This is a genomic window from Acidobacteriota bacterium (assembly GCA_028874215.1).
Lineage (GTDB): Bacteria > Acidobacteriota > UBA6911 > RPQK01 > JAJDTT01 > JAJDTT01.
In genome coordinates, this window is the sequence record JAPPLF010000009.1 from 43,464 (window position 1) to 56,339 (window position 12,876).

General features: G+C 62.0%; 9 protein-coding genes. 5 read left to right on the forward strand and 4 right to left on the reverse strand.

Annotated elements, in window-relative coordinates:
* Window positions 1-102: 102 nt before the first annotated feature.
* The 4 genes from OXT71_02095 to OXT71_02110 all read right to left on the reverse strand — a co-directional run bounded on the left by OXT71_02095 (window position 103) and on the right by OXT71_02110 (window position 7,898).
* Window positions 103-3,330: a TonB-dependent receptor gene (locus OXT71_02095; protein ID MDE2925171.1), complete on the reverse strand. Its 3,228-nt coding sequence runs from the start codon at window positions 3,328-3,330 to the stop codon at window positions 103-105.
* Window positions 3,331-3,370: 40 nt separating this feature from the next.
* Window positions 3,371-4,015: an ISAs1 family transposase gene (locus OXT71_02100; GenBank protein ID MDE2925172.1), complete on the reverse strand. Its 645-nt coding sequence runs from the start codon at window positions 4,013-4,015 to the stop codon at window positions 3,371-3,373.
* 80 nt (window positions 4,016-4,095) lie between these two features.
* Window positions 4,096-4,338: a plasmid stabilization protein gene (locus OXT71_02105; GenBank protein ID MDE2925173.1), complete on the reverse strand. Its 243-nt coding sequence runs from the start codon at window positions 4,336-4,338 to the stop codon at window positions 4,096-4,098.
* Between the two features lie 335 nt (window positions 4,339-4,673).
* A complete protein-coding gene (locus OXT71_02110; GenBank protein MDE2925174.1) occupies window positions 4,674-7,898 on the reverse strand; it encodes a carboxypeptidase regulatory-like domain-containing protein in 3,225 nt (1,074 codons plus the stop codon).
* Between the two features lie 196 nt (window positions 7,899-8,094).
* Between OXT71_02110 and purF the strand changes: the two genes are divergently transcribed.
* Genes purF through OXT71_02135 form a run of 5 tightly spaced genes read left to right on the forward strand, consistent with a single transcriptional unit; the run spans window position 8,095 to window position 12,686 of the window.
* A complete protein-coding gene (purF, locus tag OXT71_02115) occupies window positions 8,095-9,525 on the forward strand; it encodes an amidophosphoribosyltransferase (protein MDE2925175.1) in 1,431 nt (476 codons plus the stop codon).
* On the forward strand, window positions 9,522-10,544 hold the full coding sequence (gene purM, locus OXT71_02120) for a phosphoribosylformylglycinamidine cyclo-ligase (GenBank protein ID MDE2925176.1): 1,023 nt from the start codon (window positions 9,522-9,524) through the stop codon (window positions 10,542-10,544). The genes purF and purM overlap by 4 nt, the downstream gene beginning before the upstream one ends.
* A complete protein-coding gene (gene purN / locus OXT71_02125) occupies window positions 10,541-11,158 on the forward strand; it encodes a phosphoribosylglycinamide formyltransferase (GenBank protein MDE2925177.1) in 618 nt (205 codons plus the stop codon). The genes purM and purN overlap by 4 nt, the downstream gene beginning before the upstream one ends.
* A gap of 26 nt (window positions 11,159-11,184) precedes the next feature.
* Window positions 11,185-12,270 (forward strand): alanine racemase, encoded by a 1,086-nt coding sequence (locus OXT71_02130; protein MDE2925178.1) that lies wholly within the window; start codon window positions 11,185-11,187, stop codon window positions 12,268-12,270.
* The gene (locus tag OXT71_02135; protein ID MDE2925179.1) at window positions 12,237-12,686 is read left to right on the forward strand and encodes a (deoxy)nucleoside triphosphate pyrophosphohydrolase; all 450 of its coding nucleotides are present in this window, start codon (window positions 12,237-12,239) and stop codon (window positions 12,684-12,686) included. Before OXT71_02130 ends, OXT71_02135 begins: the two co-directional genes overlap by 34 nt.
* Window positions 12,687-12,876: the final 190 nt, after the last annotated feature.

Here is a 12,876-nt window from a genome sequence, read left to right on the forward strand (position 1 = left end):
GCTCTCGCCCTATTAAAAAAACAAAAAAAAAATTAAAAAAAAAAAACCCCCCCCCCCCCCCCTTGGCCCCCCCCCGCTTTCGAATTTAGCCTGGAACCCGGATCAGTAGTAGATCTTCAGGCCGAACTGCAACTGCCTTCCGGTCAGGGCCGATCCGATGGAGCCGAATTGTCCGGCGTTAAAATTCCAGGTATTGTTGTTCGGATTCAGATTCGTGGTGTTGGTCAGATTAAACGCCTCCATTCTGAACTGGATCCGGGTTTCTTCACCCAAGTGAAAATCTCGAAGCATCGAAAAATCCACATTTATGGTGCCGGGACCTTCCACTATGCCACGCCCGGCGCTCCCGTACTGTCCCGGAGGCGGCGCTGCGAAAGCACTCGTTCGGAACCAGGAATCGGCACGCCTGCTGCCGGTATTGGGATCGCCCACCAGATCCGGCCGTTGAGAAGCGTTACTTCCCACGTCCAGCATATCTGTGGTCGAAACCGTATACCACTGTCCCTTCTGGAGAGTCGTAATGGCATACAGGCTCCAACCACCGAATATCTGGGCGAAGAAGCCATCGCTGCCATGGGCACGACCGGGGCCGTATGGAATGTCCCAACCCTTCAACCAAGCCAGTCGAAGCGGGATATTGCCCTCGCCCAGCCCCTTGTTCTTGGTGCTGAATCCGTTGGCGTAGAGGTTTCGGGTCACACCACGCGGGTCGCCAACGATTCCCAAACGTCCGCCAGTCGTGTCGAGACTCTTGCCCCAACTAAAGGCCAAGAGTGACGTCAATCCATTCAGACCTGGCCGTTTTTCCCATTTGAAGTTAAAGCCGTGATACGACTGGTCACCATTGCCGAAGAGCATGTGATACCGGGTCATCGAGGGCCAAGGCCGTCTTTCCTGACGGGGAGCAGTCCCGGGAACCGCGTCGTTGAATTCGAAAATTTGCATCTCGTGCACTGAGCGCGAACCCTCGTATCCAATCTCGAACATGTTGTTTTCACCAGCGCGATGCTGGACCGACACTCCCCAGTTGGGCACATACCATTGGGGCATCACGTCCTCATATCCACCCCCCGGAAGTAGCTGGCCACTAGTACCTTTCAGGACCGCCTCGTCGTAGGGGTTGTCGATGAACAGATTCGGAGAGCTTGCATCGGCCGGGAAGTCTCGCTGGCCCGAATTAGGCCTGGGATTTCCGAGCGCCGCGGCACCGTACAGCATGCCGCCCGGAGGCTCGTTCCCATAGATTCCGCCGCCGGCACGCAACACGGTCCGGTCTGTCAACCGATAGGAAAGACCCAAGCGGGGCTGAAAGCCATTCTTGGTCCAGGTGAAGATGTTCACCTGTGGGTCGAACCGCCCTGTCTCGGGAAACACGAGGGTCTGTTGGAGCAGAGGGGGCGAATAGCAATCGGGAATCGGACTCTCCGTACGCATCGCACATTCGGCCTTGAGGTTGGTGGAGAACCCGCGTTTATCTTCCCAACCCTGGCGCAACTCATACCGGAGCCCCAGTTGCAGGGTCAGATTGGGAGTGGCTTTCCAACTGTCCTGCAAGTAGATGTAGTGACCCGGAAAGTTATGGTTCAGGCGGGCTTCGCTTCCCTCTCGAGAGTTACTCAGATAGCCCAGGTAGAAATTGGCCAAGGCGTTTCCGGTATAGCGCGTCGGAGTATTGAAGTGGAGTTCGCTCCGCCGCTCGAGGCCAAAGAAGATGTAATGGTACCGGTAGTGGTAACCCGCCTTCAGGTAGTGATTGCCCTTGGTCCAGCTGACGTTCTCCTTGATCTCCCACTGACCCTCGGGAACGGGGCCACGGTTGGGGCGGGATCCGATTGTCGGGTACCCGGTCACTGCGACTCGAGGAGTTCCAAAGAGATCCACGCCCCGCTTTGGCCAGTTGGGGAAATTCAACTGGTCGGCGAGATCGGGCCCGCCCGGCGGGAAGCCGGGATTGTAGGGCCGACGGTAGAAGTGAAGCCCCAACTCGTTGACGATGTTGGTCCCGAAATTCCGGGTGTTGACCACGTTCTGGGCCCAGTTGTCCAAGCCGTTGATGACGGTGAAGGCGTCAACGACGTTGACAAACGTTATGGGCCGCTGATTGAAGAGGAAACGGCCGAACCAGCGGCTGTCGTCGCCCGTCTTGATGTCCATCCGGACGATGTACTCGTTCCGCTCCTGCGGAGCATTGGAGGCGCTGGTGTAGTTGAATCCCCGGCTGATGGGGGTATTGGCGGTAGGCCAGAGGTCACCCAACAGCTTGGACTGGGGAGTGATCCGGTTGGCGGGAATGGTGTTGTTGGGAAACGGTTCACCCGTCATGGGATCCATGATGGCGCTGGAAAACACGCCACCCCGCTCGGCCGCCGTAGGCACAGTGCCCGTCAACGAACGGAACTGGCGGATCCGCTCACCGCTGTAGGCGAAGAACCACCAGGACTGGTCGCGACCGTCATAGAGGCCCGGAAACATGACCGGTCCGCCGGCAACGGCGCCGAACTGGTTCCGCTTGAATTCGTTCTTGCGGCCGGTGTCGAAGAAGTTCCGGGCATCCAGGTTGTCGTTGCGGTGGAACCAGAAGATGGTGCCGTGCAGCTCGTTGGTGCCGCTCTTGGTGACGGCGCTGAACTGCCCGCCCGGCTTGATGCCGTACTCGGCGCCGTAGAGGCCGCTCTTGACCTCGAACTCCTGAATGGCGTCGGGGTTGGCGAAAAACTGGAGCGAGCCGTTGGTCTCGCTCATCTGAGAACCGTCGAGCGTGGCATTGTTGTCACCTCGCCGAAGCCCCCGTACATTGAAGGCCACACCGTTGGTGACGACGCCGACATTCCGCTGAGGCTGGATGCCCGGCGTCAGACCGCCCAAAACACCGAAGACATCTCTCTGGTTCAGCGGGATGCTGATGATCTTCTTGTTGTCGATCACCTGTCCGAACTCCGCCGTCTCCGTCTTCAGGATGGGTGCGGTGGAGGCGACCTCCACCACCTCGGCCACCTCACCGACACTCAACTCGATATCGATGCGGTAGCTCTGTCCCACGTCCATCTTCAGACCGGAGCGGACCTCCGTCTTGAATCCGGGCATGGTGACCCTCATCTCGTACACGTCCGCCGGCAGCGCCGAAATGGCGTACTGGCCGGTGTCGCTGGAGAGCGAGGAGTGGACCTGGTTGGTGGCGATCTGAGTCATGTAAACCTCGGCGCCTGGAATCACTGCGCCCGTGCTGTCGGTGACGGTTCCCACCACCGTAGCCCGGTCTCCCTGTCCCAGGGCCAAGCCGAAGCTCAGTCCCACCAGAACCAGCGCGAGACACAATCTTTTGCTGTCCATCAAAACCCCCTAAATTAGGTTAGTTGAGCCTGGGATACACCTATCCACTCGAAGAGCCTGGGAAGCGTTCGAAATTCTGACGATATCCCATACCCCTGTCAACCTGGAATCCGTGGCCGGTGTGCATCAGACAGGCGTCTTCACCGAAGGTGGTGTCCCGGGGACGGTGGTTCCGGTTCTCGACGACCCAATGACCGCGGTTGAGCGCCAACAGCCGCTCGGCGTTCGCTTGTTCCGGCTCCAACGAGGCCATGCCGTAGGCCACCTCCAGGGACTCTTCGTCGGTCTTGACCTGCGTTCGCTGGCGGGTCACGCGGAAGATTTGCCGGACTTGGGGATAGTTGATCAGGCCCCGAAGGGGTTTCAGAACCTGGATTTGACGCCGATCGATCCGGCCATGAGCCTTCTCGTCGGGTTCCGAGAAGCGCGCCGTGGCATCCCGGTCCCAGTCGATGGTCTCCAGGGTATGGAAGGTCTCAGGCGCGTTGCCCTTGACCGTGAACAGGTAGTGCGCCCCATGGCCGCGTCGGATGGCGAGAGCCGTGTTACGGGTGGTGTGCAGGGCATCCGGGGTGATCACCGCACCCCGGACATCGATGTCCTCCAGCAGGGCGAGGACTGCTGCGATCTCTCCTCTCTGACCGCCGAAAAAAACAAGTCGTACAAAGGATGGTCCGAGACCCAACTTGTTACCGCAGGATCGGGTGCCTTGCGAATCAGTTCGGACACGACGTTGGTGTCAAGCAGAATTGACATAGCCGAGGCTCACTCGAAGGACGGCGGCTCACGAGCAGGCTCACGGGGCGACAACTCCAGGTCCACGCCGTTTTGCGGCCCAAAGTACGAGCGGACGATGCTCGCAAGGTTCCGGGAACTCGGCTTGCGCCCGACCGCATCACGCAGAATCAGCCGCGCTTCTTCTTCCATCGAGCGGCCATTGCCCGCCGCCCGCACCCGCAAGCGGGTTTTCACCCCGTCGTCCAGGTTGCGGATCGTGATACTTGCCATAGTCGTATCTCCTTGATTGCGACAAGTCAATATGACGATTGCGTTGCAATCACAACGAGCACCAGCACCTCTCGGACGACTAGCGTACTGACCCCGAAGTCGGCTGGAAACTGAGGCTGTCATTAACCGTCCACAACTCCGCAGGATGCTCAATCGACCAACAACTGCTCAGTAGCGTCGGCAGTGGTGGTCTCTCCGCCTACGTCGCCGGGCACACCATCCTGCTGGACGGCGCCTATTGCGCCTGAGCCGCATCGCGCGTCCCTTTTCAGCACAAAAAAAAGCGCGCCCGCCGAATCGGCGGACGCGCTCGTGAATCTAGCCTGCGATCCGAATCAGTAGTAGATCTTCAGGCCGAACTGCAACTGTCTTGCGGTCAACGCCGAACCAATGGATCCGAAAGACCCGTGGTTGAAGTTGAACGTGTTCCAGTTCGAATTGAGGTTGGTGTGGTTCGTCAGGTTGAAGGCCTCGAACCGGAACTGGATCCGGGTCTCCTCACCTAGGTGGAAATCCCGCAATAGCGAGAAGTCCACATTGATGGTGCCCGGACCTTCCACAATTCCTCGGCCCGCGTTCCCGTACTGGCCTGGAGGCGGAGCTGTGAACGCGTCCGTCCGGAACCAGGACTCGGGCCGCCGGCTGCCGGAATTGGGATCCCGGAGCAGGTCGGGCCGCTGGGAAGCGTTGCTGCCCGCGTCGAGCAGGTCCGCGGTCGACACCGTGTACCAGTGCCCCTTCTGCAGCGTGGTGATGGCGTAGACACTCCAACCGCCGAAGATCTGGCTGAAGAAGCCGTCCGAGCCGTAGGCGCGGCCAGGTCCGAAGGGGATGTCCCAACCCTTCAACCAGGCCAGCCGCATCGGGATGTTGCCCTCGCCTCTGCCCCGGTTCTTGTAGGTGAAGCCGTCGGCCCAGAGGTTTCGGCTCACTTCGCGCGGGTCGCCGGTGACGCTGAGGCGCCCGCCGGTAGTGTCGATGCTCTTGCCCCAGCTGAAGACCAGGAGCGACGTCAGACCATATTGGCCCGGCCGCTTCTCCCACTTGAAGTTGAAGCCGTGGTAGGTCTGGTCGCCGTTGCCCAGGAGCATGTAGTACCGGGTCATGTTGGGCCAGGGCCGCCGTTCCTGACGAGGCCCTGCGCCCGGACGGGCGTCGTTGAACCGGAAGACCTGCATCTCGTGCACCGAGCGCGAGCCCTCGTATCCGACTTCGAACATGTTGTTCTGGCCGGTGCGGTGCTGGAGGGACAAGCCGAAGTTGGGCACGTACCACTGAGGCATGGTGTCTTCGTATCCGCCCCCATTGGTGACGGCGCCGGCTCCGACCAGAACCGACTCATCGTAGGGGTTGGAGATGAAAAGGTTCGGGGCCGCCGCAAGGGCCTCGAAGTCCCTCTGGCCGGAGTTCGGCCGGGGATTGCCCAGAGCGGACGCACCGTACATCATGCCGCCCGGCGGCTCGTTACCGTATATGCCGCCGCCAATGCGCAATACCGTCTGATCCGTCAAACGGTAGGAGAGACCCAGGCGCGGCTGAAACCCGTTCTTGGTCCAGGTGAAGACGTTTACCTGGGGCTGGAACCGCCCGGTCTCGGGAAACACGAGCGTCTGTGGGAGCAGAGGAGGATCATAGCAGTCGGGAATCGGGTTCTCGGTGCGTAGCGCACAATCGGCCTTGAGGTTGGTGGAGAATCCCCGCTTGTCTTCCCAGCCTTGACGCAACTCGTAACGGAGACCGAGCTGCAAGGTCAGTTTGGGAGTGGCCTTCCAACTGTCCTGCAGATAGATGTAGTGGCCCGGGAAGTTGTGATTCAGACGAGCCTCGCTTCCCTCCCGGGATCCGGAAAGGTATCCCAGGTAGAAATTGGCCAAGGTGTCCCCAGCGTACCAGTTGGGTTGGTTGAAGTAGAGTTCACTGCGCCGTTCCAAGCCGAAGAAGACGTAGTGGTACCGGTAGTGGTAACCGGCCTTCAGGTAGTGATTGCCCTTGGTCCAGCTGACGTTCTCCTTGAGCTCCCACTGTCCCTCGGGGACGGGGCCGCGGTTGGGGCGGGATCCTAGAGTGGGGTAGCCGGTCACCGAGACTCGAGGCGTTCCCCTGAGGTCCACACCCCGCTTGGGCCAGTTGGGAAAGTTCAACTGGTTAGCCAGGTCGGGGCCTCCAGGCGGAAAGCCCGGATTGTAGGGGCGCCTGTAAAAATGGAGACCCAGCTCGTTGACCACGTTGGTCCCGAAGTTCCGGGTGTTGACGATGTTCTGGGCCCAGTTGTCCAAGCCGTTGATGACGGTGAAGGCGTCGACGATGTTGACGAAGGTGATGGGCCGCTGATTGAAGAGGAAACGGCCAAACCAGCGGCTGTCGTCTCCCGTCTTGATGTCCATCCGGACGATGTACTCGTTCCGTTGTCCCGGAGCATTGGAGGCGCTGGTGTAGTTGAATCCCCGGCTGATGTCGGTGTTGGGCGCCGGCCAGAGTTCTCCCAGCAGCCTGGACTGGGGAGCAATCCGGTCGGCGGGGATGGTGTTGTTGGGAAAGGGCTCTCCCGTCATGGGATCCATGATGGTGTTGGGAAAGGTGCCGCTCCGCTGCGCCGCCGTGGGCATAATGCCGGTCAGCGACCGGAACTGGCGGATCCGTTCCCCGCTGTAGGCGAAAAACCACCAGGACTGGTCGCGGCCGTCATAGAGCCCCGGAAACATGACCGGTCCGCCCGCCACGGCGCCGAACTGGTTCCGCTTGAACTCGTTCTTGCGGCCGGTGTCGAAGAAGTTCCGGGCATCCAGGTTGTCGTTGCGGTGGAACCAGAAGATGGTGCCGTGCAGCTCGTTGGTGCCGCTCTTGGTGACGGCGCTGAACTGCCCGCCCGGCTTGATGCCGTACTCGGCGCCGTAGAGGCCGCTCTTGACCTCGAACTCCTGAATGGCGTCGGGGTTGGCGAAAAACTGGAGCGAGCCGTTGGTCTCGCTCATCTGAGAACCGTCGAGCGTGGCATTGTTGTCACCTCGCCGAAGCCCCCGTACATTGAAGGCCACACCGTTGGTGACGACGCCGACATTCCGCTGAGGCTGGATGCCCGGCGTCAGACCGCCCAAAACACCGAAGACATCTCTCTGGTTCAGCGGGATGCTGATGATCTTCTTGTTGTCGATCACCTGTCCGAACTCCGCCGTCTCCGTCTTCAGGATGGGTGCGGTGGAGGCGACCTCCACCACCTCGGCCACCTCACCGACACTCAACTCGATATCGATGCGGTAGCTCTGTCCCACGTCCATCTTCAGACCGGAGCGGACCTCCGTCTTGAATCCGGGCATGGTGACCCTCATCTCGTACACGTCCGCCGGCAGCGCCGAAATGGCGTACTGGCCGGTGTCGCTGGAGAGCGAGGAGTGGACCTGGTTGGTGGCGATCTGAGTCATGTAAACCTCGGCGCCTGGAATCACTGCGCCCGTGCTGTCGGTGACGGTTCCCACCACCGTAGCCCGGTCTCCCTGTCCCAGGGCCAAGCCGAAGCTCAGTCCCACCAGAACCAGCGCGAGACACAATCGTTTGCTGTCCATTAAGACCCCCTACGTTAGGTTAGTTGAGCCTGGGATACACATATCCACACGAAGAGCCTGGGAGGCGATTGACATTCTGACGATATCTCACACCCCTGTCAACCTCGAATTCCGTGTTGATTTGCCGTCCGCAGGGGAATATATTGCCGCCGTGGAGGCCAGCCTCCCTTCGGGCCCTTCCGAAACGCAACAGTCCATGCACGAGGACAAGTTTCACGACGAGTGCGGCATCTTCGGCATCGCCTCTCACCCCGAGGCGGCCCGCCACGCCTACCTGGGACTCTACGCCCTCCAGCATCGAGGCCAGGAGTCGGCCGGGATCGTCTCGTCCGACGGAACGAACCTGCACCAGGAACGGGGAATGGGCTACGTCGCCGAGGTTTTCAGCGACGAGAAGCTGGAACGGCTGCCGGGCCTGTCGGCCACGGCCCACGTTCGATACTCCACCATGGGTGAGAGCCTGCTGACCAACGCCCAGCCCATCGTCACGCAATCCTGGCGCGGACCCGTCGCCCTGGCCCACAACGGGAACATCGTCAACACCGGGTCGTTGAGACGGAGCCTGGAAGCGGAAGGGGCCATCTTCCAGTCCACCAGCGACACCGAAGTCGTTCTCCATCTTCTGGCTCATTGTCCGCAGAAGGATCTGGACGACGCCCTGCTGGAGATCCTCCGGGTCGTCCGGGGCGCCTACTCCATGGTGTTGCAGCGTCCCGATTGCATTTACGCCATCCGGGACCCCATGGGCGTGCGTCCGCTCTGTCTGGGCCGGTTGGAAGACGCCTACGTGGTCGCCTCCGAGACCTGCGCCTTCGACCTGATCGGGGCGCGCTATCTGCGCGACGTCGAACCGGGGGAGATCCTGCGAATCCAGGACGGTTCGCTCCATTCCTTTCGGCAACCCGACGCGCCGCGCCACGCCTTCTGCATCTTCGAGCAGGTTTATTTCAGCCGGCCGGACAGCCGGGTCTTCGGGACCAGCGTCCACGGAGCCCGCTACCGGATGGGGCGCCGGCTGGCCCGCGAAGCCCCGGCCGACGCGGACGTGGTGGTCCCGGTTCCGGACTCGGGCGTCACGGCCGCCCTGGGCTATGCCAAGGAGTCGGGCATTCCCTTCCAATTCGGACTGATCCGAAACCACTACGTGGGAAGGACCTTCATCGAGCCCAAGCAATCGATCCGGCATTTCGGGGTCAAGGTCAAGCTGAACCCCATTCGGGAGCTGCTGTCGGGGAAGAGGGTCATCCTCTGCGACGACTCGGTGGTTCGAGGGACCACGAGCCGCAAGATCGTGGAGATGGTCCGCTCGGCGGGAGCCACCAGGGTTCACTTCCGCGTCAGCTCTCCCCCAACCGTCTCGCCCTGTTACTACGGCATCGACACGCCGACCCACGCCGAGCTCATCGCCGCCAACAACACCGTCGGTGAAATCCAGGAGTACGTCGGCGCCGACAGCCTCGCCTACCTCTCCCTGGAGGGGATGAAGAACGCCGTGTCCGATCGCGGAAACTTCTGCGCGGCCTGCTTCGACGAGAAATACCCCATCCCGCCGACTCGCGATTCGGGCCAGAAACAGTTGTTCGAGCTGGCCGGCCGCGGATCGGCCCGGAACTCATCGGTGAAATGAGATACCGCGACGCCGGGGTGGACGTGGATGCCGCCAACCGGGCCTATGCCGGAATTCGGGGTCTGGTTCAATCCACTTTCGACTCCCGGGTCCTGACCGATTTCGGCGCCTTCTCGGGTCTCTACCGCCCCGACTTCGGCCAATTGGAAAGACCGCTCCTGGTCTCCAGCGCCGACGGAGTCGGCACCAAGCTCAAGATCGCATTCCTGACCGGCGTGCACGACACGGTGGGGAGGGACCTGGTGGCTCACTGCACCAACGACATCCTGGTTCATGGGGCCCGGCCCCTTTTCTTTCTCGACTACATCGCCACCGGAAAGCTCGAACCCCGGGTGGTCCGGGAGGTGGTGAGGGGACTCGTCGAAGGCTGCCGGGAGGCCGGCTGCGTCCTGCTGGGCGGAGAGACCGCCGAAATGCCCGACTTCTACCAGGAGGGAGAATACGACCTTGCCGGGTTCATCGTGGGGATGGCGGACGAATCCAGGGTCCCCAACACGGGCCGGGTCTGCAACGGCGATCTGCTGGTGGGACTCCCCTCTTCCGGGATTCACACCAACGGCTACTCCCTGGTCCGGAAACTCTTTTTCGAGCGGGAGCGGATGAGTGTCGACACCTACGTCGAAAGCCTGGGAAAGACCCTCGGGGAAGAATTGCTGATTCCGCACCGCAATTATCTCCCCGCTCTCCGCAATCTCGTGGGGCAGGACGCGCTCCACGCCGTGGCGCACATCACGGGCGGCGGGATCACGGACAATCTGGCTCGAGTGCTTCCTCCGGCCCTGGACGCTCGAGTGCGCCGGGGAAGCTGGGAGAACCTCCCCGTCTTTCGCCTCATTCAGCGACTGGGGCGGGTGGAAGAGGCCGAAATGTACCGGACCTTCAACATGGGCCTGGGCATGATCCTGGTCGTGGACCGGGACGGTTACGGCCCGGTCGCGGCGGAGCTGGAGCGGACCGGGGAAGAGTACGTCCTGGCCGGGGAAATCGGGGAGGGAGAGGGCAAGGTCCGATACGCATGAAGAACGTCGGCATCCTCATCAGCGGCCGAGGCTCCAACTTCCGGGCTCTGTCCGACGCCGTTGAAGAGGGACGAATACCGGCCCGGATCTCGCTGGTCCTCTCCAACCGGGCGTCGGCCGCGGGTCTGGAACTGGCGCGGGAACGCAACTACCCCACCGTCTGCATCCCCTCCAAGGGTGTGGGTCGCGACGCCTACAGCCGGCTGCTGGCCTCCGAGTTGAAAGCGGCCCGGGCGGATCTGGTCTGCCTGGCCGGGTTCATGCGCATTCTCGGACCGGAACTGGTGAAACGGTATCCGCTTCGGATTCTAAACATCCATCCGTCACTCCTCCCGGCCTTCACGGGACTGCACGCCCAGGCTCAGGCCCTGGAGTGGGGCGCCAGGGTCACCGGCTGCACGGTCCATTTCGTGGACGAAGAGCTGGACCATGGCCCCATCATCCTCCAGCACCCGGTTCCGGTGGAAGAAGGCGATACCGAGGAGAGCCTCTCCGCTCGAATCCTGGTGCACGAGCACCAGATCTACCCCGAGGCCCTGAAGCTGCTCTGCCAGGGCCGGGTCCGAGTCGAAGGCCGAAGAGTCCGGATCCTGCCCGAGGTTCCACAGATTTAGAAACTTCGCATGCGGAGGGCGCCGCCATGAGACTCGATGACCTGGAAACTCCGGCAATGATCATCGACGTGGAGGTCATGGAGGACAACCTGCGTAGAATGGCGGATTACTCCGGCCGGCACGGCATCGCTCTGCGTCCTCACATCAAGACTCACAAGATGCCTCGCCTGGCCCGCCGGCAGTTGGAGCTGGGAGCCCAAGGCATCACCGTCGCCAAGCTGGGAGAGGCCGAAGTCATGAGCGAGGCCGGCCTGGAAGACCTGATGCTGGCATATCCCCCCTTCGGCGAGGCCAAGGCCCGGCGCCTGCGGGCGGTGCTGGAACGGGCCCGAGTCTCGGTCAGCCTCGATTCGGAAGAGGCCGTCGCCACCGCCGGCCGCGCTGCGGACGGCGCCCGGATCCCCGTTTTCGTGGAGATCGATCTGGGGGCCCGCCGCTGCGGTGTACCGCCCGGTCCGGAGGCGGTCCGTCTCGCCCGTCTCATCGAAGCCACGCCCGGCCTCGACTTCGAAGGGCTCATGTTCTATCCGGGCCATGTCCACCCGGACTTCGACGGCAACAACGACACCCTCAATAATCTGGTCGACGAACTGCAGCGGCTCCTGGAACTTTTTGCGGCCGAGAAGTTCCCCGTCCCCCGGATCTCCGGTGGGAGCACTCCGTCCGCGCCTTACTGCCACCTGATCCCAGGCCTGGACGAAATGCGCCCGGGCACTTACATCTTCAACGACCGCAACACGCTGGAGTGGAAGACCTGTACCGAGGAGCAGTGCGCCGCCTCGTTGCTGGTCACCGTCATCAGCAATGCCGTCCCCGGACGAGTCATCGTCGACGGCGGTTCCAAGACCTTTTCCAGCGACCCGTTGGGTCCGGGCACACGCAAAGGCCATGGTCTGGTGAGGGGCTACCCGGAGATGACCCTTTTCTTCATGAACGAGGAGCACGGATTCATGGAACTGCCGCCCGGCGTGCGCCTGAAGGTGGGACAACGGCTCCGGGTCATCCCCAACCACGTCTGTGGCGCCGTCAATCTCCACGACGTCGTCTTTCCCTACCGGGGCCAGGAGGTCCTTGGAGAGTGGACCGTAGAGGCTCGAGGCCGGATCAGGTGACCCGGTCGGCCGGCGCGGCGGCGCCTCCCCGCGTGGAGGTGGCCGTCGCCATCCTCCTGTCCCAGGGCCGGGTCTGGATCCAACCGCGCCGGACCCGGGACAGTCTCAGGGGCTGCTGGGAATTTCCGGGCGGAAAGCTGGAACGGGGGGAATCGGCTCGGGACGGGCTGACCCGGGAAGTCCGGGAAGAGTTGGGCCTGGACCTGTCTGATAGCCCGGTGCAATTGTACGGGCGGGCCCACTACAGTTACCCGGAGCAGACGGTGGACATCCGGTTCTTCCTCTGCCGGTTGCCGTCGCCCCCGTCTCTGGGCCGCGGCAGATGGGTCGAATTGTCCCGCCTCAACTCCTACCGGTTCCCTCCGGCGAACAGGTCTATCGTCCGTAAACTTTTGGAAATGAAGGAAAACACGTAAAGGGGGGCGAGTTCCAATCGCCCGGTCTTCGTCGCCAAGTCTGTCACAACGGAGTGCGGCGGCAGGAAAACCGCCGCTCCACCGGCGACAGGAAAGTCGCCGCTCCGGTCCGCCGGACCAATCCGGTGGGGAAGCTCCTAGCCCAAGTTTACCGTGTTGGATGAGAGATCTCATCTAAGTTATTTCTTTG